Annotated in this window: 19 protein-coding genes and 1 tRNA gene; 14 read left to right on the plus strand and 6 right to left on the minus strand. The window is 71.4% G+C overall.

Going from position 1 to position 26052, the window contains the following annotated elements:
* Positions 1-78: 78 nt before the first annotated feature.
* Together GB932_RS16380 and GB932_RS16385 are read right to left on the minus strand one after the other, a co-directional pair.
* Positions 79-783: a YceI family protein gene (locus tag GB932_RS16380; RefSeq protein ID WP_156761732.1), complete on the minus strand. Its 705-nt coding sequence runs from the start codon at positions 781-783 to the stop codon at positions 79-81.
* Between the two features lie 47 nt (positions 784-830).
* A complete protein-coding gene (locus tag GB932_RS16385) occupies positions 831-1691 on the minus strand; it encodes an SDR family oxidoreductase (protein ID WP_156761733.1) in 861 nt (286 codons plus the stop codon).
* Between the two features lie 101 nt (positions 1692-1792).
* Between GB932_RS16385 and GB932_RS16390 the strand changes: the two genes are divergently transcribed.
* From GB932_RS16390 to GB932_RS16415, 6 genes are read left to right on the plus strand one after another with little or no spacing between them, the layout of a single operon-like run.
* The gene (locus GB932_RS16390) at positions 1793-2206 is read left to right on the plus strand and encodes a winged helix-turn-helix transcriptional regulator (protein ID WP_156761734.1); all 414 of its coding nucleotides are present in this window, start codon (positions 1793-1795) and stop codon (positions 2204-2206) included.
* 57 nt (positions 2207-2263) lie between these two features.
* Positions 2264-3451 (plus strand): glycosyltransferase family protein, encoded by a 1188-nt coding sequence (locus GB932_RS16395; protein ID WP_156761735.1) that lies wholly within the window; start codon positions 2264-2266, stop codon positions 3449-3451.
* Entirely contained in the window at positions 3441-4625 is a 1185-nt protein-coding gene (locus GB932_RS16400) for a glycosyltransferase (protein ID WP_156761736.1), read from the plus strand. The genes GB932_RS16395 and GB932_RS16400 overlap by 11 nt, the downstream gene beginning before the upstream one ends.
* A complete protein-coding gene (locus tag GB932_RS16405) occupies positions 4625-5782 on the plus strand; it encodes a glycosyltransferase (protein ID WP_231916267.1) in 1158 nt (385 codons plus the stop codon). The genes GB932_RS16400 and GB932_RS16405 overlap by 1 nt, the downstream gene beginning before the upstream one ends.
* Positions 5779-7491 carry an ABC transporter ATP-binding protein gene (locus GB932_RS16410; protein ID WP_156761738.1) on the plus strand — a complete coding sequence of 571 codons (1713 nt, stop codon included), beginning with the start codon at positions 5779-5781 and terminating at the stop codon, positions 7489-7491. Before GB932_RS16405 ends, GB932_RS16410 begins: the two co-directional genes overlap by 4 nt.
* Complete coding sequence (locus tag GB932_RS16415) at positions 7484-9343, plus strand: aminoglycoside phosphotransferase family protein (RefSeq protein WP_156761739.1); 1860 nt, start codon at positions 7484-7486, stop codon at positions 9341-9343. Before GB932_RS16410 ends, GB932_RS16415 begins: the two co-directional genes overlap by 8 nt.
* A 6-nt stretch (positions 9344-9349) precedes the next feature.
* Here GB932_RS16415 and GB932_RS16420 read toward each other — a convergent pair whose 3' ends face one another.
* Positions 9350-9745, minus strand: a complete 396-nt coding sequence (locus tag GB932_RS16420) for a hypothetical protein (RefSeq protein WP_156761740.1) — start codon at positions 9743-9745, stop codon at positions 9350-9352.
* Between the two features lie 111 nt (positions 9746-9856).
* Between GB932_RS16420 and GB932_RS16425 the strand changes: the two genes are divergently transcribed.
* Complete coding sequence (locus tag GB932_RS16425) at positions 9857-11326, plus strand: HAMP domain-containing sensor histidine kinase (protein ID WP_156761741.1); 1470 nt, start codon at positions 9857-9859, stop codon at positions 11324-11326.
* Complete coding sequence (locus tag GB932_RS16430; RefSeq protein ID WP_156761742.1) at positions 11301-11966, plus strand: response regulator transcription factor; 666 nt, start codon at positions 11301-11303, stop codon at positions 11964-11966. Before GB932_RS16425 ends, GB932_RS16430 begins: the two co-directional genes overlap by 26 nt.
* Before the next feature lie 75 nt (positions 11967-12041).
* Here GB932_RS16430 and GB932_RS16435 read toward each other — a convergent pair whose 3' ends face one another.
* The gene (locus tag GB932_RS16435) at positions 12042-12656 is read right to left on the minus strand and encodes a TetR/AcrR family transcriptional regulator (RefSeq protein WP_197517523.1); all 615 of its coding nucleotides are present in this window, start codon (positions 12654-12656) and stop codon (positions 12042-12044) included.
* A gap of 82 nt (positions 12657-12738) precedes the next feature.
* Here GB932_RS16435 and GB932_RS16440 point away from each other — a divergent pair, with 82 nt between their 5' ends.
* Positions 12739-14916: an MMPL family transporter gene (locus tag GB932_RS16440; protein WP_231916260.1), complete on the plus strand. Its 2178-nt coding sequence runs from the start codon at positions 12739-12741 to the stop codon at positions 14914-14916.
* A gap of 167 nt (positions 14917-15083) precedes the next feature.
* On the opposite strand, the gene GB932_RS16445 is transcribed toward GB932_RS16440, so the two are convergent.
* Positions 15084-16409: a DUF3500 domain-containing protein gene (locus tag GB932_RS16445; protein ID WP_231916261.1), complete on the minus strand. Its 1326-nt coding sequence runs from the start codon at positions 16407-16409 to the stop codon at positions 15084-15086.
* A 172-nt stretch (positions 16410-16581) separates the two neighbouring features.
* Positions 16582-16652, minus strand: a tRNA-Gly gene (locus GB932_RS16450).
* 195 nt (positions 16653-16847) lie between these two features.
* Here GB932_RS16450 and betT point away from each other — a divergent pair.
* The 5 genes from betT to GB932_RS16475 all read left to right on the plus strand — a co-directional run.
* Positions 16848-18998 (plus strand): choline BCCT transporter BetT, encoded by a 2151-nt coding sequence (gene betT, locus GB932_RS16455; RefSeq protein WP_156761745.1) that lies wholly within the window; start codon positions 16848-16850, stop codon positions 18996-18998.
* Positions 18995-20494 carry an aldehyde dehydrogenase family protein gene (locus GB932_RS16460; protein ID WP_156761746.1) on the plus strand — a complete coding sequence of 500 codons (1500 nt, stop codon included), beginning with the start codon at positions 18995-18997 and terminating at the stop codon, positions 20492-20494. The genes betT and GB932_RS16460 overlap by 4 nt, the downstream gene beginning before the upstream one ends.
* 18 nt (positions 20495-20512) lie before the next feature.
* Positions 20513-22093, plus strand: coding sequence for a GMC family oxidoreductase (locus GB932_RS16465; protein ID WP_156761747.1), 1581 nt, complete (start codon positions 20513-20515; stop codon positions 22091-22093).
* Between the two features lie 85 nt (positions 22094-22178).
* Positions 22179-22778 carry a dCTP deaminase gene (dcd, locus tag GB932_RS16470; protein ID WP_156761748.1) on the plus strand — a complete coding sequence of 200 codons (600 nt, stop codon included), beginning with the start codon at positions 22179-22181 and terminating at the stop codon, positions 22776-22778.
* A gap of 335 nt (positions 22779-23113) precedes the next feature.
* Positions 23114-26052 (plus strand): choice-of-anchor G family protein (locus GB932_RS16475; protein WP_156761749.1); only part of this gene is annotated, 2939 nt, incomplete at its 3' end.

The raw sequence follows: 26052 nt of genomic DNA on the forward strand, positions 1-26052 counted from the left end.
GAATCGACTGCGTTGTGTTGTGGGTCATCCGGTCATCCGGTCATCCGGCAGGCCGGCAGGCCGGCAGGCCGGCAGGCCTCAGTCGCGGGCGAGCGTGAGCTGGAACTCGACGGCGCCCGCCTCCTCGACCGAGACGAAGCCGAGGTCCGGGGCCTCCACCCCGTAGTCGGCGAAGGTGATCGGGATGGCGCCCGCCAGCTGCCCCACGTCGCCGTCGAGCGCCGCCTCGAGCTCGAACGTCACCTCGTTCGAGACGCCTGCGATCGTGAGCTCCCCCGTCGCCTCGAAGGTCTGCACGCCCCCGACGGGGACCTCGTCGGCGGTCACGGGCTCTGTGAGGGCGAAGGTCGCGGTGGGGAACTCGTCGGCGCGCAGCGCGGTGTCGCGGAAATAGGCATCGCGCTGGCCGGAATCGGTGGCGATCGAGGCGACATCGACGGTGATCTCGGCGTCGGTGAGCGTGAGCCCGTCGACGACGAGCGTGCCGTCGACGTCATCCGTGCGCCCCGTGACGGTCACGTCCGTGCCGTTGAGCACCTCGTCGACCCGGTATCCGGCTTCCGATCCGCCGGCGACGGTCCACGTGCCGGAGACATCGACCGGATCCGCGTCGCCGCCCGCGGGGGCCTCGCCGGAGTCCGGCGCGGGCGAGATCGTCGGCGCGGCCGCAGCCTCGCCCGCGATCAGGTCGCGGTAGATGATCGGGCCCGCGACGGCGGCCGTGCCGACCACGACGACGCCCGCGACGACGGCGGTGACGATGATCTTCGTCTTCTTGTTCATCAGCAGTGCGCTTTCCGTGGTCGAGGTGTGTGCGGATCCTATCGGCGTCAGGCGAGCTGCGCGCGAACGACGTCGACCAGCGGGGTCGGCGCGCGGCCGATGAGGCGCGCGAGGTCGTCGCTGTCGGTCTCGAGCTCGCCGGCGGCGATCGTCGCGTCGAGCGCCGCGAGGAATCCCGCCGTCTGCTCATCGACGCCGGCACCGATGAGGGCCGCCGTGTACTCGTCCGCGGGCAGGGGCGTGTGCGCGACCGTGGTGCCCGTCGCGTCGCTGATCGCGCCGGCGAGGTCGTCGAAGCTGAATGCGGCGCCGCCGAGCTCGTACACGCGGTCGCCGTCGGCGTCGTCGAGGAGCGCGGCGGCTGCGGCGATCGCGTAGTCCTCGCGAGCCGCGCCGGAGACCTTCGCGTCGCCGGTCGCGCTGAGGATCGCGCCGGTCGCGAGGTACTGCTGCGCCTGGCCGGTGTAGTTCTCGATGTACCAGCCGTTGCGCAGGAGGGTGTGGGCGATTCCCGACGCCCGCAGCGCCGTCTCGGTCTCGACGTGCTCGGGGGCGAGCGGGTTCTGCGTCGTGTCTGCGCCGAGGATGCTCGTGTAGACGATGCGGCCCACGCCGTCCGCCTTCGCCGCGTCGATCACGGCGGCGTGCTGCGCGGCGCGCTGTCCGACCTCGCTGCTCGAGACGAGCAGCAGGCGATCGACGCCGGCGAGCGCGGCGAGGAGCGTGTCGGGGCGCGTGTAGTCGCCCTCGCGGACCTGCACGCCGAGGTCGGCGAGATCGGCGACCTTCTCGGGGGTGCGCGCGATCGCGACGATGTGCTCGGGGGCGACATCGCGTGCGATGAGCTCGGTGACGGTGAGGTGTCCGAGGTGTCCGGACGCTCCGGTGACGCCATAGATCGTCGACATGGTGCTCTCCTGTTCGTTGGTACTAACTTCTGGAAAGTACCATACATACAGGAAGCGGAGATATCATCATCGCGATCGCGTGAGAACGCTGGGAGGTCAGTATGTCGACACCGAACGGAGAGGTCGAGCCGGCGCAGCCGAGCGTCGAGCTGGTGGCGGACGTGTTCGCGCGCGACTGCCCGTCGCGCGCGGCCTTCGACGACGTCACCTCCAAATGGGGCTCGCTGGCGATGCTCGCCCTCGCGGAGGGCACCTATCGGTTCAACGCGCTGCGTCGCCGTGTCGACGGGATCAGCGACAAGATGCTCTCGCAGACGCTGAACACGCTCGAACGCGGCGGATTCGTCGTACGCGAGGTCGTCGACGTGATCCCCGCACGGGTCGAGTACGAGCTGACCGACCTCGGGCGCGATGTCGCCGCGCGGCTGCGCTCGCTGGCGGATCTGCTGGAGGCGACCGTCGCGGGAGAGGGCGCCGCGACGCCGTCGGAAGCGCCGGCAGGGCCGACCTCCTAAGAACCCCCTCATAGGCCCGTCATAGGGGTCTCATCGCGCGCCGCCACTGTGGATGGCGTGACACAGACAGCGAACTCCGAGCGGCGCCCGCGCGTCGCGCTCTATTCGCACGACGCGCAGGGCCTCGGGCACATCAGGCGCAACCTGGCGATCGCGCACGCGCTGCGGGGCGGCGGCCGCGACCTCGATCAGCTGCTGCTCACCAGCGCGCCCGACGTCGCCCACGCGGGGCGGCCGGACGGGTGCGACATCGTGTCGCTGCCGGCCCTCGCGAAGGATCCTGCGGGTCGCTACGGTGCGCGACACCTCTCGGTCGGCGCCGACCAGCTCGTCGCGATGCGCTCCGCCGTCCTGCACGCGACGCTCGCGGCGTTCGCGCCCGACGTGCTCATCGTCGACAAGCACCCGCGCGGCTTCCGCGGCGAGCTCGAGCCCGCACTCGCCGCCGTGCGGGCTGGCGGAGGCCGCGTCGTCCTCGGGCTGCGGGACGTGCTCGACGATGCGACGACCGCGGCCAGGGAGTGGAAGGACGCGCGGGCCGCGAAGGCCCTGCGGGCCTGGTACGACGAGGTCTGGGTGTACGGCGATCCTCGCGTGCACGACCCCATCGCCGACCTCGACGTGCCCCGGCGCGTGCGGGTGCGGCACACCGGCTACCTCGCGCACGGCCGCCCGGCGGCGAGGATCCGCACCCGCGTCGGCGCGGGGCCGTACGCCCTCGCGATGGTCGGCGCGGGCGAGGACGGGAGCGATCTCGCGCGCGCGTTCGCGACCGCCGCGATGCCCGCCGGCCATCGCGGCGTGGTCGTCGCCGGGCCCCACATGAGCGCCGACGCGGTCGCGGATCTCCGGCGCATCGCCGCCGCCCGGGACGATCTGCAGGTCGTGCGCTCGGCGCCGGACGCCGCGGGCCTCATCGCCGGCGCCGCGGCGCTCGTCGGAATGGGCGGCTACAACACCGTCTGCGAGGCGCTCGCCGCCGCGACGCCGATGCTCGTCGTCCCCCGCATCGAGCCCCGGCGCGAGCAGCTGCTGCGCGCCGAGGCCCTCGCGCGGCACGACGCGGTCGACGTCCTGATGCCCGACGACCTCGCGCCGGGGCGTGTGGGGGACTGGCTCGCGTCGGCGGTCTCGCGCCGGGAGCGCACCGGCGCCCCGATCGACCTCGCGGGCCTGTCCCGCATCCCCGACCTCCTCGCCGACCTCGTCGGCGCCGACACCCTGGAGACCCGCCATGTCGCGTGACCGCATCGGATACGTCGTGAAGATGTACCCGCGCTTCAGCGAGACGTTCGTCGTCTCGGAGATCATCGCCCGCGAGCGGCGCGGCGCGGACATCCGCATCTTCTCGTTGCGGCCCACGACGGACGCCCGCTTCCACGACACCCTCTCGCAGGTCGCGGCCCCCGTCGAGCAGGTGCCGCGCGCGGCGAAGGCATCGGAGATGTGGGAGCTGCTGCGCCGCGCCGAACCCGAGCTGCCGCTGCTCCCCGACGCCCTCGGCGAGCTCCTCGCCGCCGAGCACGACGATGCGGGGCAGGCCGTCGAACTCGCCCTCGCGATCCGCCGGCACGGGATCACACGCCTGCACGCGCATTTCGCGAGCGTCGCGACCACGGTGGCGCGGCTGGCGTCCCGCCTCACGGGGATCCCCTACGCCTTCACCGCGCACGCGAAGGACCTGTTCCACGAGAGCGTCGACCCGGCGGACATCGACCGCAAGATCGCGGACGCCTCACACGTCGTGACGGTGTCCGACTTCAACGTGCGGCACCTGCGCGCACGCTACCCCGCCGCGGACCGCACGCCCGTCCGCCGGGTCTACAACGGCATCGACCTCGAGCGGTTCGTGTACGACCCGCGCCGTGAGGGCGAATCGGGGATCCTCGCGGTCGGGCGGCTCGTCGAGAAGAAGGGCTTCGCCGACCTCATCGCGGCCTCGGCGATGCTCCGCGACGCGGGGAGGCCGACGCCGTGCCGGATCGTGGGCGGCGGCGACCTCGAAGACGCACTGCGCGGCCTCGCGGCGCGCCTCGGCCTCGACGATCTCGTGACCTTCACCGGCCCGCTTCCCCAGCGGGAGGTGCGGGCCGAACTGGCCCGCGCCCGCGTCTTCGTCGCGCCGTGCGTCGTCGGGGCCGACGGCAACGCCGACGGCCTGCCCACCGTACTGCTCGAGGCGATGGCGATCGGAACGCCGTGCATCTCGACGGACGTCACGGGGATCACCGAGGCCGTGCGCGACGGCGACACGGGCCTCGTCGTTCCGCAGCGCGCGCCCCGCGCCCTGGCCGCGGCGATCGAGCGGATCCTCGACGAGCCCGCGCTCGCCGCGCGCCTCGCCGCGTCGGCGCGCGATCTCGTCGCCGCCGAATTCGACGTGCGGCGGCAGTCCGCGCGGCTCGAGGAGGTGGCGTGATGCGCATCGCGTATGTCTGCGGCGACCCCGGGATCCCCGTGTTCGGCGCGAAGGGCGCGTCCGTGCACGTGCAGGAGGTCGTCCGCGTGCTGCTGCGCGCGGGGCACGACGTCGACCTGTTCTGCCGGCGCACGGGCGGCGAGCCCCGGGATCTGGAAGCCGGTGCGGGCGGCCGGCTGCGCGTGCACCATCTGCCGGCGCCGAAGGGCGGCGGCGCGCGCGCCCGCGAGCTCGCGCTGATGGCGCGTGAGCACGAGACGCACCGCGCCCTGTCGTGCGAGCACGCGCGCGAACCGTTCGGCCTCGTCTACGAGCGCTACTCCCTCTTCGCCGTCGCCGGCACGTCGTTCGCGCGAGAGACCGGGATCCCGGCCGTCCTCGAGGTGAACGCGCCGCTGCCCGTCGAGCAGGCGCGGCACCGCGAGCTCGTCCACGCGCGGGCCGCGGACGCCGTCGCGCGACGGGTGATCGGCGATGCGAGCGCCGTGGTCTGCGTGTCGGAGGGCGTCGCCGACTGGGCGCGCTCGCAGGCGCCCGGCGCCCGCGTCGTCGTCGAGCCCAACGGCGTCGACGTCGCGCGCTTCGACGGGGCGGATCGCGGCGCGGACGGACCGTTCACGGTGGGATTCGTGGGCACGCTCAAGCCGTGGCACGGAACGGAGACCCTCATCGACGCTTTCGCGCTGCTCGCGCCTGGGCATCCGGACGCACGCCTCGTGATCGTCGGCGACGGGCCGGAGCGGCCCGTGCTGGAACGTCGAGCCGACGAGCGCGGGATCGCCGATCGCGCCCGGTTCGTCGGCGCGGTCGCGCCTTCCGACGTGCCGAGATGGCTGCGGTCGATCGACGTCGCCGCGGCGCCCTATCCCGCCGCGGGCGATCCGTACTTCTCCCCGCTCAAGGTGCTCGAGTACCTCGCGGCCGGATCCGTCGTCGTCGCCTCGCGCGTCGGACAGCTGCCCGAGCTCGTCGCTGACGGCCGCACGGGCCTGCTCGTGCCGCCGTCGGATCCGTCGGCGCTCGCCGCTGCCCTGCGCCGCCTAGCCGCAGACGCCGACCTGCGGCGGTCCCTTGCGGAGGCGGGCCGGGCAGAGGTCGAGGCGCGCCGGACCTGGCGCCACGTCGTCGATCGCTCCCTCGCGGCGGTGGCGGCATGAGCCGCCGCGAGCGGCGCGGACGCCGCCTGCTGCGCTTCCTCGGCCCCTATCTGCGCCCCGAGCGCCGCCTCATCGCGGGCGGGTTCTTCGCGATGTTCGCCGAGGTCGCCTTCCGCCTGCTCGAGCCCTGGCCGCTGAAGATCGTCATCGACGCAGTGATCGTCCCCGGCGCCGCGCAGAGCCCGGGCATCGTCGGCCTGCTCGCCCTGTGCGCGCTCGGCGTCGTCGGCGCCGCGGGGCTGCGCGCGCTGTCGTCGTATCTCATGACCGTGTGCTTCTCGCTCGCCGGCACGCGCGCGATGAACGCGGTGCGGGCCGACGTCTTCGCCCACACGCTGCGCCTGCCGCTGCGCTTCCACACGGGGATCCGCTCGGGCGACCTCATCAACCGCCTCGTCTCCGACGTCGGGAAGCTCCGCGACGTCGCGGTCACGGCGGCCATGCCGCTCATCGGCAACGTCGTCACCCTCGCGGCGATGCTCGTCGTCATGTTCGTCCTCGACTGGCGCCTCGGCCTCATCGTGGCGGCCGCGCTCCCCGTGTTCCTGCTGCACTCGCGGCGGGCCTCGAGCCGCATCACCGACGCCGCGCGCATCCAGAGGTCGCGCGAGGGCGAGCTCGCCGGCTCGGCGGGGGAGTCGTTCGGGGCGATCAAGGTCGTGCAGGCGTACACGCTCGAAGGCGAGCTGGAGCGCGGCTTCGCTCGATCGAACGAGCGCGAGCTGTCGGAGGGCGTGCGGGCGACGCGGCTGTCGGCCGGGCTCGAGCGGTGGACGGACGTGCTCGTCGGAATCGCGACCGCCGCCGTCCTCTTCGTCGGGGGATGGAGCATCGTCGAGGGGCACCTCACACCCGGTGAGCTCGTCGTCTTCGTGCAGTACCTCAAGGGCGCGTTCAAGCCGATGCGGGATCTCGCGAAGTACACCGGCCGCATCGCGAAGGCGGCCGCGTCGGGCGAGCGGATCATCGACCTCGTCGGCACCCGCAGCGACCTCGCCGACCTGCCGGGCGCGCACCGGATGGGCCGCGTCGACGGTGCGATCTCGTTCCGTCGCGTCTCCGCCTCGTACGGCGACGGCGAGCCCGCCCTGACCGACATCGACCTCGAGATCGCGCCGGGGGAGCGGATCGCGCTCGTCGGCCACTCGGGATCCGGCAAGTCGACCCTCGCGTCGCTCCTGCTGCGCCTGCAGGATCCGGTCGCCGGGTCGGTGCGCATCGACGGGCGCGACCTGCGCGCCTATTCTCTCGACTCGCTGCGGGCGGGGATCGCCATCGTGCTGCAGGAGTCCGTCCTGTTCACGGGATCCATCCGCGAGAACATCCGGATGGGACGCCCGGGCGCGACCGACGAGCACGTCGCGTGGGCGGCCCAGGTCGCGAACGTCGACGAGTTCGCGGATCGGCTGCCCGGCGGGCTCGACACGGAGGTCGGCGAGCGCGGCGAAACCCTGTCGGGCGGGCAGCGACAGCGCATCGCGATCGCCCGCGCGGTGCTGCGAGACGCACGGATCGTGATCCTCGACGAGGCGACGACGGGCCTCGACACGACGAGCGCCGCCGCGGTGCGCGAGGCGCTCGAGCGCCTGTGCGCGGGACGGACGACCCTCGTCGTCACGCACTCGCCCGACGATGCGCTCGCGTGCGACCGCATCGTCACCCTGCGGCAGGGCCGCATCGTCGACGTGAAGGAGAGCTCTCATGCATGACCCCGCGCTGCCCGGGCTCGGGACCATCCTCGGCCTCGAATCGTCGTACCTGCGCTACAAGCCCGGCACCTCGGCGGTCGCCGGCCTGCGGGTCGGCGACCGGGCCGCCCAGGCCGTCGCCTACCCCGTCGGCGTGCACGAGAAGCTCGCAGGCCTCGCCCGCCGGGCGCGCGCGACGGGCGACCTGATCCGCGTCGATCACGGGCTCGGTGTCGCGATCGTCGCGGCCCCCGCCGATCGGGACCTGCCGGGGATCCGAGCAGCCCTCGAGCGGCACCCGGACGCGGAGACCCTCGTCTACAAGCCCGGCCGACGCTGGGTGGCGCGATGCGTCGCCTGTCGTGTGATCGTCAAGGTGCACACACCCGAGCGAGCCGCGGAGGCGCTGCGCGCCCACGACGCCGTGGGCCCCCTGCTGCCGACGGCCGAGGTGGTGTTCCGCGATCCGCAAGGCGTCGTCGAGACGCGCCTGCTCGACGGGCGGCCCGCCCGCGGCGATGCCGATGCGCGGGCGACGGGGGCGGTCATCGCGCGCCTGCACGCGGCGCCGGCGCCGATCGCCGACGTGCGCGACCACCTGCCGGGGGCCGACGGGATCGCGGCGATCCTGCCCGACCTGGCACCGCGGGCCGAACGGCTGGCGCGGGGCATCGCGTCCGCGCTGGCGGGCCGCCCGATGACGGCGCCGATCCATGGGGACCTCTCCGCGGATCAGGTCATCGTCGCGCCCGGCGGGGCGCACCTCATCGATCTCGACCGCGCGGGCGTCGGCGACCCGATGGCCGACCTCGGATCGTGGGCGGCCGACGAGATCTCCCGGGGCGTGCCGCGGGCGTCGGCGGGCGCGGCGCTGCGGGAGGGCTACGCCCGCGCGGGCGGCACGGTCGACGAGGCCGCCCTGTACGCGCAGACGGCGGCGGGGCTGCTGCGGCGCGGCGCCGAGCCGTTCCGCCGGCGCGACGAGGGATGGCGCGGAGAATGTGCGCGTCTGCTCGACGAGGCGCAGGCGCTCCTCGCCCTCGCGGGGGTGCGCTCCGACACGGCGCTCCCCGGCGCGAGCGAGGCCGTCGCGGAGGCCGAGGTCGTCGCACACCGGCCGGGGCGGCGCGCTGTGCTGCGCACGGCCGACGGATTCGTCAAGCTCACGCGGCGCTCGCGGTTCTCCGGCGTCGCCGACCGCGCCGAGCGCGTCACCGCGCTCCGCACTCTGCGCTCGCCGCGGGTGCTCGCCCGCGACGACCGGGCCGCGACGCTGCGGCTCTCCGCCGTCGGCGCGCGCACGCTGCTCGAGGCCGGGCCGACCCTCTCCGAGGCCGATCTCCGCGCCGTGTGGACGCGCGTGGGCGAGGGGATCGCCGAGCTGTCGGATCTCGATCCCGCCGGTCTGCCGGAGCACGGCGTCGCCGAGGAGCTGGGAGCGATCGAGCGCGCCCACGCGCACGGGCTGCTCGACGTCGCGGCGGCGTACGAGCGCGTCGCGGCGGGCCTCATCCGGGCCGCGGGGCCGCGCGGCGTGCTGCACCGCGACCTGCACGACAAGCAGATCCTGCTGCCGGCCGACGGCATCGACCCGATCGGCCTCATCGATGTCGACACGCTCGCGATCGGCGAGAAGGCGCTCGATGCGGCGAACCTGCTCGTCCACCTGGAGCTGCGTGAGCTGCAGGGGCTCATGCCGGGCGAGCGGGCGCGCGCGGCCGCCGAGGCGCTGCGGCGAGGGCTGGGCGGCGGATCCGTCTGGGACCGGGTTCCGGCCTACGCCGACGCGACGCGGCTGCGTCTTGCGGGCGTCTACGCGGCGCGCGACGGCTGGGGCGAGGTGGCGGCGACGCTGCTGGCCCGTGTGGGCTGACGGCGATCAGTCGTCGTCGTCATCCCCGTCGTCGTCATCCCCATCGTCATCGTCGTCGTCCCCGTCGTCGTCATCGTCGACCTCGACGGGCGCGGCGGGCGGCACCCGCTCGGGCTCGGTGCCCGCGGGGGGAGCGGTGCCCGCACCGCCCGGATCCTGTGTGGGCGTGGGTGTGGGCGTGGGCGCGGGCGTGGGCGTCGGCCTCGGCGTCGACGTGACCGTCGGCGCGGCGGTCGGCGTCTCGGACGGCTCCGCGTAGTCGCCGGTGATCGACCCGCCGTCGAGGATCTGCTCGTCGCCGGTGCGGGGCTCGAGCACCGCCGCCGCGGCGACGGCGCCGCCCGCGATCACGACGAGAGACAGGCCGCCGATGATCGCGGCTGTCGCTGCTCTTGTGGCCATGGCACCCAGGATCCCGCACGCGCGTAAACGGCGCCACAGCGATCGATGAGAAGGCTCTTACGTTCGCCCGATCATGCCGGCGCGGGCGGCGCGCGCCGTGATACTGGGGAGGTGGCGCGCAGAGGGGGAGAGCATCGGCGCGTACCCGTCGTGTCGGTGCGGGTGCGCCTCGTCGCCGTGATCACGCTCGCCGCCGTCCTCGGCCTCACGGCCGTGGCCGCCGCCGTCTACATCGTCGAACGCTCCGCGACGCTCGCGGAGGTGGACGAGAGGCTGCGCGCGAACCTCGACTCGGCGCGCTTCATCGTGGCCGGTGCGGACGACGCACCGCAGGCCTGGGGATCCTCGCGCGACGCCGTCGCGGACATCGTCAGCCGGATGAGCCCCGACGACAACACCGGCGTCGTCGGCGTGATCGACGGATCAGCCGCATACGTCCCCGGCGTGCCGCTCGACGTCGATCTGCGCAGCGCGCCCGGCTTCGTGCCGTTCGCCGTCGAGGCCGCCGCGAGCGGGGAGCCGGTGCTCGGAACCTACGCGGAGGAGGGCGTCGAGTGGCGCTTCCTCGCGACCCCGGTCGACGTCGCGGGCGCTCCCGAGCGCGATCGCGTGCTCTTCGTCATGGCATACGACGTCGACGCGGAGCTCGCCGAGATCAATGGGCCCGGGCGTGTGTTCATCGTGGCCTCGATCGTCGTGGTCGCCCTGATCGCGGGCGTCGCGACCATCGTCGCGGGCCGCCTGCTGCGCCCGCTGCGGCGCATGAGGGAGACCGCGGAGCGCGTATCGGGGCAGTCGCTGTCGGAGCGCCTGCCGGTCGAGGGGCGCGACGACGTGTCCGAGCTGTCGGCGACGATGAACGCGATGCTCGACAGGCTCGACGGCGCCCTCGACTCCCAGCGCCAGCTGCTGAGCGACGTGGGGCACGAGCTCAAGACCCCGCTCACGATCGCGCGGGGGCATCTCGAGCTCATGGATCCTGAGGATCCGGGCGATGTGCGCGAGACGCAGGCGCTCGCGGTCGACGAGCTCGACCGGATGAGTCGCCTCGTGCAGGACCTCTCGTCGAGCGCGTCCCTCCACGGCCCGGCGCCCGTGAGGCCCGCGCCGACCGACGCCGCGGACCTCCTCGCGCAGATCGTGCGGAAGGCCGAGGCGATCGACGGCGCCGATGTCGCGGCGGGCCCGATCGCCGATGTCGTCGCCCCGCTCGATGCGGCGCGCGTCACCCAGGCGATGCTGCAGCTCTCGCAGAACGCGGTCACGCACGGCGGCGGGCGGTTCGTCGTCGGCAGCAACATCGACGCCGGCGCCCTCCTCCTGTGGGTGCGCGACTACGGCCCCGGCGTGCCCGAGGCCGAGAAGCTGACGGTGTTCGACCGCTTCCAGCGCGGATCCGGCGGCTCGCGCGCGCCCGGCAGCGGCCTGGGCCTCAACATCGTGCAGGTGATCGCCCGCGCGCACGGCGGATCCGCGACGGTCGCCGATGCGCCGGGCGGCGGGGCGATCTTCACGATCGCCGTGCCCCTCGACGAGCCGAAGGAAGGGATTCTCGATGGCATCGATCCTCATCGCCGATGACGAGCGGCGCATCGCGTCGTTCATCGACAAGGGCCTGCGGGCGGCCGGCTTCGCGACGCACATCGCGTATGACGGGGCCGAGGCGCTCGCGCTCGCGCAGACCGACGAGTTCGACCTGCTCGTGCTCGACGTGAACATGCCGGGGCTGGACGGCTTCGAGGTGCTCGAGAACCTGCGCGGCTCCGGCTCCCGGATGCCGATCATCATGCTCACCGCGCGCACCGATGTGGGGGACACGGTCGCGGGGCTCGAGGGCGGGGCGGACGACTATCTCGGCAAGCCGTTCCGGTTCGACGAGCTGCTCGCGCGGATCCGCCTGCGCATGCGCCGCGACGACGAGGCGGGCACCTCGGCGGAGGGGCTGCGGCACCGCGATCTCCTGCTCGACCTGCGCACCCGCCAGGCGCGGATCGACGGCGAGGCGCCCATCGACCTGTCGTCGCGCGAGTACGCGCTCGCCGAGGAGCTCGTCCGCCATGCGGGCCAGGTGCTCAGCCGCGAGCAGCTGCTGAGCCGCGTGTGGGGCTTCGACTTCGACCCCGGTTCGAACGTGGCTGACGTCTACATCGGCTACCTGCGCCAGAAGCTCGGATCCGACCGGATCGAGACGGTCCGCGGAGCGGGGTACCGGCTCGTGTGAGCGCGTGACGTCACCGTCCACGACGCCGTCCGGCGCGACGGTCGGACTGCGGCGGTTCGAGTCCGGGCGTTCGCGTCAACCGCGCCGACCGCGCGCTGATTCGAGGTACGCCAGGATGCCGCGGTGCAGTTCGGTCGCGAGGGCGCGCCGAGCGTCGGGATCCTCCGCGGCGGCGATGGCCGGGACGACCCCGCGAACCATGCTGAGGACGACGGTCGCGATCGTCGCGACGCGCTCGTCGTCCGCGCCGGGGATGACGAGGGCGGTCGCGGTGCGGACGCGCTGCTCGATCGCCTCGTGCACGGGCGCGACCGCCTCGCGCATCGACGCCGGCATGTCCGAACGAGCGAACAGCGCCTTGAACCCGGGGTGGTCGATGTTGAACGTGACGAGGCGGTCGAGGATGGCGCGGAGCGAGTCGTCGAGGGCGTCTGCTGAGAAGTCATCGAAGATCTCGAGGCCTCGCAGCCGTGCCGCGTACATGTCCGCGAGCGCACGGCCGATCTCGTCCTTGTTGGCGAAGAACTGGTACAGGGATCCGGGGGAGATCCCCGCTCGTGCCGCGATCGCGTTGGTCGTCGCTGCCTCGTATCCGCCCTCGCCGAAGACGTCCGCCGCCGCCTGGAGGATCTGCTCGATGCGCGCACGCCCGCGTGCCTGGCGCCGCCGTGCGCCGGACTGCTCGGTCATCCCTTGACCGCCCCTCAGATTAATGCGAGCATTTACTCGCGTTTGAAATACGACTTTCCGCTCGCATTCTAGGGGGATCCCAATGTTCATCCGCGCTGTCTCGTCGACCCCACGCCGGATGCTGGTCATCACAGCACTGCTGTTCACCCTCACCGCCGCCGTCGGCGTCGGCGCGTTCGATGCCCTGTCGCTCAGCCGCTACGAGGCGCCGGGATCCGAGTCGATCGACGCCCGATCCGAGCTCGCCGAGACCTTCGACACCGGCAGTCCGAACATCGCCGTGCTCGTCGAAGCAGATGAGGGCGTCGACGCGCCGGGCGTCGCGGAGATCGGCCGTGAGCTCACGGCGCTCGTCGACGGCTTCGCGGGCGTGGGCGACGCGTGGTCCTATTGGTCGGATGGTGCGCATGCATCGCTCGCCGCCGATGATCGATCGTCCGCACTCGTCCTGGCCTGGGCGCCGGGGGACGCCGACGCCGTGCGCGGCGAGACGCTGCCCGCCCTCGACGAGGCGATCGCGGAGCGCTTCGACGGATCCTCGGTGCGGCTCACGCTCGGAGGCTCCGATGAGGTGTTCCGCGCGGTCGCCGACCAGGCGCGCGCGGACTTCGTGCGCGCGGAGCTCGTGATCCTCCCGCTCGTCCTCGTGCTGCTGTGGATCCTCTGCCGGAGACTGCGCGTCGCCGCCGCGATCCTCGGGGCGGGTCTCTCCGCGGTCGCGGGCACCCTGGCGATCCTGCGCCTCGTGAGCGAGTTCACGGACATCTCGACCTTCGCCGCCAACATCGCGCTCGTCATGGGGATCGGGCTCGGCGTCGACTACGGCCTGTTCATGACGCATCGCTTCCGCGAGGAGCTGCGTCGGGGTGCGGATCCGCACCGGGCGACCGTCGCCGCGGTGCGCTGGGCCGGTCGCACGATCCTCTTCAGCGGGGCGACCGTGGCGGCATCGCTCGCCGTGCTGCTGGTGTTCCCGCTGTCGTTCCTGTCATCGTTCGCCTACGCCGGGATCGCCGTCGTGCTGACGGCGGTCCTCGGATCGACCGTGTTCCTGCCCGCCGCGCTGCGGCTGCTCGGCGAGCGCGCGCTCCCGCGGAGGAGTCGGACGGGCCCCGTCGAATCCGGCCGATGGGCGCGGCTCGCGGCGCGGGTGATGCGCCGCCCGATCGCGTTCGGCGCGCTCGGCCTCGCGGTGCTGATCGGTCTCGGCGCGCCCGCAGCGGGCATCGAGTTCGGCGCCCCGGACGATCGCGTGCTTCCCGCAGGCCAGCCCGTGCGCGACATGTACGACACGATCCGGGGGGAGTACGCCGCCGAGGATGCCGACGCCATCTCCGTCGTCTCGCCTGACGCCTCGGACGGCGAGGTCGCCCGCTTCGCGCGGGAGGCGTCGGCGGTCGCTGGGGTCCTCCGCGTCGACTCGTCGGCGGGATCCTTCGCGGTCGGCGCGGCGATCGGGACGGAGGCGTTCGACGCCCGCTTCCGATCGGGCGATGCCGCCTATCTGACCGTGCTGCCGACGGCTGAGCGGCTCGCGTCGGATCCGGCCGGACTCGTCGCCGAGATCAGGAGCATCGATCGGGACTTCCCCGCCGTGATCGGGGGCTACCCCGCGGAGCTCGCCGACTATCGCGCGGTGGTCGCCGAGCGCCTGCCGGTCGTGCTCGCGCTGATGCTCCTCGTCACATTCGCCCTGCTGTTCCTCATGACGGGGAGCGTGATCGCGCCCCTCAAGGCGACGGCGCTCAACCTGCTGTCGCTGTCGGTCATGTTCGGGACGCTCGTGTGGGGCTTCCAGGAGGGTGGCCTCGCGCCCCTTCTCGGCTTCACGCCCACGGGCGTGATCGAGCCGAGCATCCCGCTGCTGATGCTCTGCATCGCCTACGGGCTGTCGATGGACTACGAGGTGTTCCTCCTCGCGCGCATCAAGGAGGACTTCGACCGCACCGGGGACATGCGCGGATCCGTCGTGCGGGGCATCGGGAGATCGGCGCCCCTCGTCGGGGCGGCCGCGGTGACCCTCGCCGCATCGTTCCTCGTCTACGTGACGAGCGAGGTCGTGTTCCTGCAGCAGCTCGGCATCGGGATGGCGCTCGCGGTCATCGTCGACGCCACCGTGATCCGGGGAGTGCTGCTTCCCGCATTCATGCGGCTCGCAGGCCGGGCGAACTGGTGGGCGCCCGGACCTCTGCGGCGCGTGCACGACCGCGTCGGGTGGCGGGAGGAGGCGGCCGATCGCGCTCCTGCGGGGCATCGCTGAGGGTCGTCAGGCGATCGGCGCCGCCTCGATGCGCGCCCGCGTCATCAGGATCACGCCCGAGCCGGCCGAACCCGCAGAGCCGACCTCGGGTGAATTCGCGGCGCCCTCGCCCGAATCCCCGGCTCGCGCCCGTCGACCGATGATCGACGGGCGCGAGCCGGAGACGTTCAGCCTGCGCTCTCCTCGGCGCCATCGGGACCGCCCTCGGGCATCTGGCCGTCGGCCGGCGGCTCGCCGCCTCCCATGCCGCCGGTGGCAGCCTGCTGCTCGACGCTGTTCGCGTAGTCGTTCGTCGGATCACGATAGATGGTGTGGACGTGGCCCCATCCGCTCGTCGTGACGCCGTCGACATCGGCGCCCGCCGAGCCCTCCTGCGCCTGGAATGCGAGATACACGTCCGGCCCGGAGACGGAGAAGTCGATGCCGTCGCCCGAGCTCATGTCGTAGGTCGTCTCGCCCGACCAGGCGATCACGGTCTCGTCGAGGGTCGCCTCGATCTCCGCCAGCTCGGTCTCCGTGGTCTCCTCGTCGGCCATGCCGGCCCAGTTCGCGATGAGCTCGAGCAGCAGCTTGCTCTGCTCGTCGGTCAGATCGGCGCCTGACAGTCCCGATCCGGTCTCGAAGTCGCAGGTGTCGCCGGGGGCGCAGAAGGTCACGTCGCCCGTGGTCAGCGTCGTCTGCTGATCCTCGGTGAGGCTGTCGTAGAACGCGAACGCGTCCGTGTAGATGTCGTCGAACGGCTGAACCTCCTCGCCCTCCGAATTCGTGTACACGGCCGGCTGCACGCCGAGGTGGCTCGGCGCGAAGGTGATGGCGTTCTCCGTCCCGTTCAAGTCGGCGTTGATCCCCAGATGGTGGCCGCCGAACTGCACGGAGTAGGCATCGGTGTCGGATGCCTCGCCGAAGATCGCGATGTAGTACTGGCCGAGCGATGTCTCGGTCGTATCGCTGTTCTCGAGGAGATACTGGTCGCCGCCCATGATCGACGTCACGGTGGCGTACGCGTCCTCGCTCAGAAGTGCCTCCAGCACTGCCATCGCGGCCTCCTGCTGCTCGTCGGTCAGGTCGGCGAGATTCAGGCCGGCGCGCTCGACGAACGTCACGGGGAAGTTCGACCACGACGTCGTCTTGGTCTCATCGTCGTAGTCGTATGTCAGATCCTCGATCTGCTCCTCCGTCAGCGTCGCGAGGAAGGCGTCGACGGCGGCCGTCGTGTCGGCGATCGTCTCCTGCGTGGTCGTCGCATCGCCGGACTCCGTCGAGGAGGTGGCGATCGCGTCGCCGTCGATCGAGGTCGACGAGGTGCTCGACGAGGTGCTCGGCGTGGTCTCGGCCTCCGTCTGCGCGGCGGTCGAGCACCCGGCGAGCGCGAGACCGCCGACGACGAGCATCGACGTGATCCACAGGGGCTTGCGGCGGAAGGCGGATCGGCTTCGCGCCTGAGGGGTTTCGGTGTTGTCGTTCTCCATGACGACGACGATAGGAATCGTCACTATGGAGCCCCTATGGCGAGTCGAGCAGCGAACTACGAGATCTGTGCCGGACGCGGCGCTCAGGCTCAGCGGGATCGCCCACGAATCGGGGTCCGCGGGATCGCCCCCGCGATGGATACGACGCGAGGCCCCTGCGAGTCGCTGTGCGACGAGCAGGGGCCTCCGTGACGCGAGGGGCTGACGGGAATCGAACCCGCGCTGTCTGCTTGGGAAGCAGAAGTTCTACCATTGAACTACAGCCCCGAACGTGTCGAGCTTACCTGGCTCCGCGCGGGGCGGCAAAAGCGGGCCCTCCGCGAGGCGCCCGGACGCGGCGACTTCGGCGCCGGGGCCTGTGGATGTCGGAGATCGTCGCTATGGTGACGGCCATCGGCCACGGCCGACGGATCAGACGACGTTCACGCGACGAGACGAAGACAGATAGAGGCGAGCGACCCGATGAGCACGCAGACCCCGGCCCCGGCATCCCCGCCCGCGGCGACGAAGACGAAGGCGAACTTCCCCGTCCTGATCGGATCCTCGATCGGCATCCTCGCGATCGCGATCTGGGCGATGCTCGATCCGACGGGCGCCGAGACGGTCATCTGGACGGTCGTCGCGTGGGTCGGCGGATCCTTCGGCTGGTACTACACGGCGCTGGTCGTGGCCGTGCTGGTGTTCGTGATCATCATCGCGGCCTCCAAGGTCGGCAGGACGCGGCTCGGGCCCGACCACTCGCGGCCGCACTTCAACCTCTTCACCTGGACGGCGATGCTCTTCGCGGCGGGCATCGGGGTCGACCTCATGTTCTACTCGGTCGCCGAGCCCGTCACGCAGTACATGAGTCCGCCGACGGGTGAGGGCGAGACGGTAGAGGCCGCGCGCCAGGCGCTCGTGTGGACGCTGTTCCACTACGGCCTGCTCGGGTGGGGCCTGTACGCGCTCATGGGGCTCGCGCTCGCGTACTTCGCGTACCGCCACAACCTCCCCCTGAGCATCCGCGCGGCGCTGTATCCGATCATCGGCAAGCGCATCAACGGCGGCGTCGGGCACGCGGTCGACATCGCGGCGATGCTCGGCACGATCTTCGGCATCGCGACGAGCCTCGGCATCGGCGTCGCGCAGCTGAGCTACGGCCTGCACTTCATGTTCGGCCTCCCCGACAACCTCACGATGCAGATCGCGCTCATCGCCCTCGCGGTCGTCATGGCGACCATCTCGGTCGTCTCGGGCGTCGACAAGGGCATCCGACGGCTCTCCGAGATCAACATCATCCTCGCGATCTCCCTGCTCGCCTTCGTCCTCATCACGGGCAAGACGACGTACCTGCTCGACAGCATCGTGCAGAACGTCGGCGACATGCTCGCGCGCTTCCCGGGCATGGCGCTCGACACCTTCGCCTACGACCGTCCTGACGACTGGCTGAACGCGTGGACGCTGTTCTTCTGGGCGTGGTGGATCGCGTGGGCGCCGTTCGTCGGGCTGTTCCTCGCCCGCATCTCGCGAGGGCGCACGATCCGTCAGTTCGTCACCGGTGTGCTCGTCGTGCCGTTCGCGTTCATCGCGCTGTGGATCTCGATCTTCGGCAGCGGGGCGCTCGACATCGTCATGAACGGGGCCGACGGCGCCGCGTTCGCGGAGGTGGCGATCAATGCGCCCGAGCAGGCGTTCTACGGCCTGCTCGACCAGTACCCGCTCGTGCCGCTCACGGCGGGGATCGCGACATTCACGGGCCTGCTCTTCTACGTCACGAGCGCCGACTCGGGTGCGCTCGTGATGGCGAACTTCACGTCGAAGCTGAAGGACTCCGATTCGGACGGCCCCAACTGGCTGCGGATCTTCTGGGCCGTCGTCACGGGCGTCCTGACGCTGGCGATGCTCCTCGTCGGCGGCATCAGCGCCCTGCAGTCGGCGACGGTGATCATGGGCCTGCCGTTCTCGGTCGTGCTGATCTTCATCATGATCGGGCTCGCGAAGGCGCTCCGAGTCGAGGGCGCGCTCGTCGACTCGTACCGACGCGGTCTGCCTGCGGCCGTCGCCTCGCGCGGGCCGACGGGCGAGAGGCGCCGCGGCTGGCGCGAACGACTGTCGCGGGCGATGAGCTATCCGTCGAGCAGGCAGACGCAGCGCTTCATCGTCGAGACGGCGCTGCCCGCGCTCGAGGAGGTGCGCGCCGAGCTGGCCGAGCAGGGCGTCACCGCCACGCTCACGTCGAATCGCGTCGACGAGTTCGGCATCGACACGGCCGACCTCTACGTCGACTTCGGCGACGACCGCGCCTTCAAGTACCAGGTGTTCCCCGTGCAGCAGGAGATGCCCTCGTATGCGCGGGCCAGCGCGGCACGAGACAAGTACTACCGGGTCGAGCCGTTTACCCTGGAGGGGAGCCACGGCTACGACCTGTACGGATACTCGCGCGACCAGGTCATCTCCGATGTGCTCAACCACTACGAGGTCCACCTCGAGTTCCTCCACACCGCGACGGGCGCCCTGCCGACGACCTCCGTCGGCGAGCAGCACAACGTCACGACCGAGTGGGGGCACGACTACGACTCCGCACCCGAGCCCGATGCCTCGGGCGACGAACTCACGAAGGAGGGCGAGGCATGACCGACGCCACGACTCTGTACATCGACGGCGAGTGGGTGGCCGCGTCGAACGGGGCGACCCGATCGATCGTCTGCCCCGCTGACGGCCAGGAGACCTCCGTGGTCTCAGAGGCGACCCGCGAGGACGCCGAGCGGGCGATCGCGGCCGCGCGCCGCGCGTTCGACTCGGGCGTCTGGTCGTCTGTTCCCGCGCCCGAGCGCGGCGCCTTCCTCCTGCGGGTCGCCGCGCGCCTGCGCGATCGGAAGGACGAGTTCGCGCGCGCCGAGTCGGCCGACACGGGCAAGCGCTTCGTCGAGTCGCAGATCGACATGGACGACATCGCCGCGTGCTTCGAATACTTCGGCCGCCTCGCCGGGCAGGACGCCGGCCGCATCGTCGACGCGAACGACAACGCCGTGCTCAGCCGCATCGCCTATGAGCCGGTCGGGGTCTGCGGCATGATCACCCCCTGGAACTATCCCCTCCTGCAGGCCGCGTGGAAGCTCGCGCCGGCGCTCGCCGCGGGGTGCTCGCTCGTGCTGAAGCCGTCCGAGCTCACGCCGTCGACGGCGATCCTCATGATGGATGTCTTCGAGCAGGAGGGCCTGCCCGCGGGCGTCGCGAACCTCGTCACAGGCGCGGGCCCGGAGGCCGGTGCGCCGCTGTCGGAGCACCCCGACGTCGACCTCGTGTCGTTCACGGGCGGGCTCGCGACGGGTCGGCGGATCGCGGCGGCGGCCGCGGCGACCGTCAAGAAGGTCGCCCTCGAGCTGGGGGGCAAGAACCCGAACGTGATCTTCGCCGACGCCGACTTCGACGCGGCCGTCGACAACGCGCTCAACGGCGCCTTCGTGCACTCCGGCCAGGTGTGCTCGGCGGGCGCGCGCATCGTCGTCGAGGAGTCGATCGCGGAGCGCTTCGTCGACGAGCTCGTGCGCCGCGCCGAGCAGATCCGTCTCGGCGGCCCGTTCGATCCGGAGGCCGAGACGGGGCCGCTCATCTCGGCGGCGCACCGCGACAAGGTGCACGCCTATGTCGAGGCGGGCATCGCGGAGGGCGCGCGCGTGCGCTGCGGCGGACGCTTCGCCACCGACGACAACGGCGAGGGGCTCGGATCCGGCATCTACTATCTGCCGACGATCATCGACCAGGTGCGGCGCGGCATGTCGGTCGTCGTCGACGAGGCGTTCGGCCCGACCGTGACGATCGAGACCTTCGCCACGGAGGACGAAGCGGTCGAGATCGCGAACGACACCCACTATGGCCTCGCGGGGGCCGTCTGGACGCAGGACGCGGGGCGCGCGCAGCGCGTCGCGGGCCGCCTGCGCCACGGGACGATCTGGATCAACGATTTCCACCCGTACCTGCCGCAGGCCGAATGGGGCGGCTTCGGGCAGTCCGGCGTGGGCCGCGAGCTCGGCCCGACAGGCCTCGCCGAGTACCAGGAGGCGAAGCACATCTACCAGAACACCGCACCGGCGGTCACCGGCTGGTTCGCCGACCGCGGCGCGAACTGACCCAGACGAGGAGATCCGATGAGCAGCGAGCACACGCTCACCCAGACCGACTTCGACTACATCGTGATCGGCGGCGGGTCCGCCGGCGCCGCCGTGGCCGCGCGCCTGAGCGAGGATCCCGCGGTCGAGGTGGCCCTCGTCGAGGCAGGTCCCGACGACGCCGACCTGCCCGAGATCCTGCAGCTCGATCGCTGGATGGAGCTTCTCGAGTCGGGCTACGACTGGGACTACCCGATCGAGCCGCAGGAGAACGGCAACTCGTTCATGCGCCACGCGCGGGCGCGCGTCATGGGCGGCTGCTCGAGCCACAACTCGTGCATCGCGTTCTGGGCACCGCGAGAAGACCTCGACGAGTGGGAGCAGAAGTTCGGGGCGACGGGCTGGAACGCCGAGAACCTCTACCCGCTCTTCCAGCGCCTCGAGACGAACGAGGACGCGGGGCCCGATGCACCGCATCACGGCGACTCCGGGCCGGTGCATCTCATGAACGTGCCGCCGAACGACCCGTCGGGCGTCGCGCTGCTCGACGCGGCCGAGCAGGCAGGCATCCCGCGCGCGACGTTCAACAGCGGCGAGACGGTCGTCAACGGCGCGAACTTCTTCCAGATCAACCGCCGGGCCGACGGCACGCGCTCGTCGAGCTCGGTGTCGTACATCCACCCGATCCGCGACCGGAAGAACTTCCACCTCCTCACGGGGCTGCGCGCCAAGGAGCTCCTGTTCGACGGCGATGCCTGCGCGGGCGTCGCCGTCGTCGACAATGCGTTCGCCCGCACACACGCGCTGTCGGCGCGCCGGGAGGTCGTGCTCTCGGCGGGCGCGATCGACTCGCCCAAGCTGCTCATGCTGTCGGGCATCGGGCCCGCCGCGCACCTCGCCGAGAACGGCATCGAGGTGCGCGTCGACTCGCCGGGCGTCGGCGAGAACCTGCAGGACCACCCCGAGGGCGTGATCCAGTGGGACGCGAAGAAGCCCATGGTCACCGAGTCGACGCAGTGGTGGGAGATCGGCGTCTTCACCCCGACCGAGGAGGGCCTCGACCGGCCCGACCTGATGATGCACTACGGCTCGGTGCCGTTCGACATGCACACGCTCCGGCAGGGATATCCGACGACCGAGAACGGCTTCTGCCTCACGCCGAACGTCACGCACGCGCGCTCGCGCGGCACCGTGCGCCTGCGCTCGCGCGACTTCCGCGACAAGCCGAAGGTGGATCCGCGCTACTTCACGGATCCTGAGGGCCACGACATGCGCGTCATGGTCGCGGGCATCCGCAAGGCGCGCGAGATCGTCTCGCAGCCCGCGATGGCCGAGTGGGCGGGGGAGGAGCTGTACCCGGGCGCCGACGCGCAGACCGACGAGCAGCTGCAGGACTACATCCGCAAGACGCACAACACCGTCTACCACCCGGCCGGCACGGTGCGGATGGGGGCGGCCGACGACGAGATGGCTCCGCTCGACCCCGAGCTGCGGGTCAAGGGCGTCACGGGCCTGCGCGTCGCCGACGCCTCGGTCATGCCCGAGCTCGTGACGGTCAACCCGAACATCACGACGATGATGATCGGCGAGCGCTGCGCCGACCTGATCCGCGGGGCCTGACTCCGGCCCCCTGCATCGCCGCCCGCACGCGATCTCGTGCGGGCGGCGATGCGCGTCGGTGGGCCGCGGAAGTAGACTCGCTGACGTGCTGCTCTCCGATCGCGACATCACCGCCGAGCTCGACGCCGGGCGCATCGCCCTCGAACCGTCCGATCGGTCGATGGTGCAGCCATCGAGCGTCGACGTGCGGATCGACCGCTACTTCCGGCTGTTCAGCAACCACAAGTACGCGTTCATCGACCCGGCGGAGGATCAGCCCGAGCTCACGCACCTCGTCGAGGTCGAGCCGGACGAGGCGTTCATCCTGCACCCCGGCGAGTTCGTGCTCGCGAGCACCTTCGAGGCCGTCACCCTGCCCGACGACATCGCCGCCCGCCTCGAGGGCAAGTCGTCGCTCGGGCGGCTCGGCCTGCTGACGCACTCGACGGCCGGCTTCATCGACCCGGGCTTCTCCGGCCACGTCACTCTCGAGCTGTCGAACATGGCGACGCTGCCGATCAAGCTGTGGCCCGGCATGAAGATCGGCCAGCTGTGCTTCTTCCGGCTGTCGTCGCCCGCCGAGAAGTCCTACGGCGCGTACGGCAACAGGTACCAGGGCCAGCGCGGACCGACGGCGAGCCGCTCGCACATGCGCTTCCACCGCGCCGACGTCGCCGTGACCGACGCCGGCTCCCGCGGGGCGTAGCCCCGGCTCGAGACCTCTTGCCGCGCCCGCGGTGCCGACCGGCATCGCGGGCGTTCTCGTGTGTCGCGTGTTCTCGCGTGAGGCGACTGGGATCTCGGGGGGCCGAAATTGCTTCGAGCGCCCGGGATCGGGCCGCAGAGTATCTCGAGATCGCCCCCGACGACCGATATCAGCCACCGTACCTGAACCGCGCGGAAAACTCTCGGAAAAGTTGGAGGAACCCCTAGACAAGCCCACACGGAGTCGACAGGATCACGAGTGGGTCAGTGTCTGTCGGCGACGCTCCACTTGTGCCGACCGATATCTCTGATCCCGATCGACACAAGGAGAGGGCTATGCGAAGGCACATCGGTAGAGTCCGACAAAACCAGCACTGGTCACGACGAAGGCTCGGCAAGAAGGCGATGGCCGGCGTGGCCGTCGGCGTCGTCGGCGCCATGGTCGGGTCCGCGAACGTCGCGATGGCGGCGGGCGTCAACACCTATCCGGATGACCTCGCCGAGGCGGAGGCGAGCTTCCTCGAGCTGGCGCTCGCGGGCGACGAGCTCATCGGACTCGGTGCGTCGGAGGCCGGTTTCGACACGAATCCCGGCCCGAACCAGCAGCCGTTCAGCGGCGAGATCGCCGGAACCGACATCGTCGACTTCGGCTCGGGGTTCACGATCCCCCTCGACCAGCTGCTCGCCTTCGGTGAGCTCTCGGCCCTCCTGAGCCAGTCGACGGCGAGCGACAGCATGAACGCCGAGGGCCTCGCGTCCCTGGCGGGCGCCGACGGCGCCGTCGCGCTCGACAGCGTCGGCGACGCCGACTTCGGCAATGCGACGATCGACCTCCTCTCGCTCTTCGACGCGGCCGGCATCGACGGCATCACCGATCAGATGATCGACGTCGCGTCGATCGAGGTCGGCGTCGCGGGTGCCTGGGAGCAGGCGATCGACGGTGTGATCCAGGATCCCGACGGTGTCGGCGGCCTCGGACAGTACCGCCTCGCCGACATGCTCCTGCAGGTGCACTCGCCCGCGATCGAGACGGCCGCCGATGGTCTCAGCGACGCGGTCGGCCAGATCGAGGACCAGCTCCTCGGGCTCATCGAGGACGGACTCGGTCTCACCGAGCTGTTCTCCGTGATCCCCGGGACGAGCGTGACGGCGAGCATCGACAGCAACCTCCAGCAGGACGTGCTGGACGCGGTGCTGCTGGCCCCCATCTCGACGGATGACGGGCTCGCGACGATCAACCTCGGAGACGGATCCCTCACGTTCGACCTCGGGCGGTTCGGCGGCAACGACGATGGCGTCCGCGATGGACCGGTGGGCCTGAACAACCAGGACCCGAACACCGAGCTCGTCGACGATGAGACGTACCCGTTCATCGCCTCGAGCATCCACGACGTGATCGAGGTCGTCCTCGACGTCGCCTGGGATGCCGTGCTCGAGTCGCTCCAGACGGTCACGATCAGCATCGACGTTGAGGCACCCGACGGCACGACAGCCGGTGTGACGACGAACCTCACGGGGGAGACGCTCGATTCGTACTGCAACCCGTCCGGGATCACCGGAGCCGTCACGTGCGCGACGCTCACGCCGATCCTCAGCACAATCGCCGGCCTCACGTCCGGCATTGTCAGCGAGATCCTCAACGCTGATCCGAACCCCCTCTACGAGATCTTCGAGACGGTCAAGACGGATCTGATCACGGTTCCGGTGCGCGCGGCGGTGGATCCGTTCCTTGAGATCCTCACGAACTTCATCTCGCTGCAGATCAACCACCAGCCCGAGCCCGTGCTCTGCACGACGCCGGGCGGCGAGGAGCTGGTCGCGCAGCACGAGGTCTCCGCGCTGAGCCTCGGAGTGCTCGGAGGAGCAGCTCGACTCGGACTCGGCAACGCCGGCGTCCGCATCGACGCGTGTGGTGTCGTCGCAGCCGTCGGCACGCTCGAGGCGACCTCGCCCGAGCCCGCCGGTGGCGAGACGGAGGTGACGGGATCCGGTTGGGCCGCCGACACCGAGGTGTCGCTGCAGCTGACGGACCCGGACGGCCTGCCCGTGGGTGACGCGGTTCCGGTCACGACCGACGCGGATGGCAACATCCCCGCCGGCACGGTTCTTCCGATCCCCGCGGATGCGGTTCCCAGCCCGGACTACTCGGTCGTCGGCACAGAGCCCGGCGGAGAGTTCACCGAGGCGCCCCTCGAGGTGTACGCGCCGGATCTGACGGCGGAGACGCCGGTCAACCCGGGCCAGTGCACGGCGATCACGTCGGGCGGCTGGATCCCTGGTTCGGACGTCACCCTTCAGCTGACGGACGCCGCGGGTGCTCCCGTGGGCGACGAGCTGGTCGTCACGGTCGACGCGGACGGCAACGTCCCCGCCGACACGTGTGTGACGGTCCCCGAGGGCACCGAGGCCGGCGACTACACGGTCGTCGGAACGGACGACAACGGCGCCGAGGTCTCGGCCCCGGTCGAGGTCGTCGAGGTCGGCACGCCGATCCTCGACGCGACGTCGCCGGTTCCCGCCGGTGGCGAGACGGAGGTGACGGGATCCGATTGGGCTCCTGACACCGAGGTGTCGCTGCAGCTGACGGACCCCGCGGGTGAGCCCGTAGGTGACCCGGTTCCGGCCACGACCGACGCGGATGGCAACATCCCGGCCGGCACGATGGTTCCGGTTCCCGAGGGATCCGAGCCCGGCGACTACACGGTCGTCGGCACGGACCCGGACGACAACACGGCATCGGCACCCCTCGAGGTGTACGCGCCGGCGATCGAGGCGACGAGCCCGGTCGAGGCTGGTGACGACACGACGGTGACGGGATCCGGTTGGATCCCCGAGTCGCCTGTCGAGCTCCAGCTGACCGACCCGGCTGGCCTCCCCGTGGGCGACCCGGTTCCGGTGACGACGGATGCGGATGGCAACATCCCGGCCGACACGCTGGTTCCGGTTCCCGCTGACGCTGAGCCTGGCGACTACACGGTCGTCGGCACGGACGAGAACGGCGCGGAGGTCTCGGCTCCGCTCGAGGTCCTTGCGCCGACCGAGCCGGTCGTCGAGATCGAGCCGAACGTTCCTGCGGGAACGTGCGCGGAGATCACGTCGAGCGGTTGGGCTCCGAACAGCACGGTCACGTTCACGCTCGTGAATGAGACCGGTGAGGAGATCAGCACGGTCACGTTCGACACGGACGCAGACGGCAACGTCGTCGGCGAACCGGTCTGCATCGAGATCCCCGAAGGCACCGAGCCGGGCGACCACACGGTCATCGGCGAGGACGA

It is taken from the genome of Microbacterium karelineae, from assembly GCF_009745985.1.
Taxonomy (GTDB): domain Bacteria; phylum Actinomycetota; class Actinomycetes; order Actinomycetales; family Microbacteriaceae; genus Microbacterium; species Microbacterium karelineae.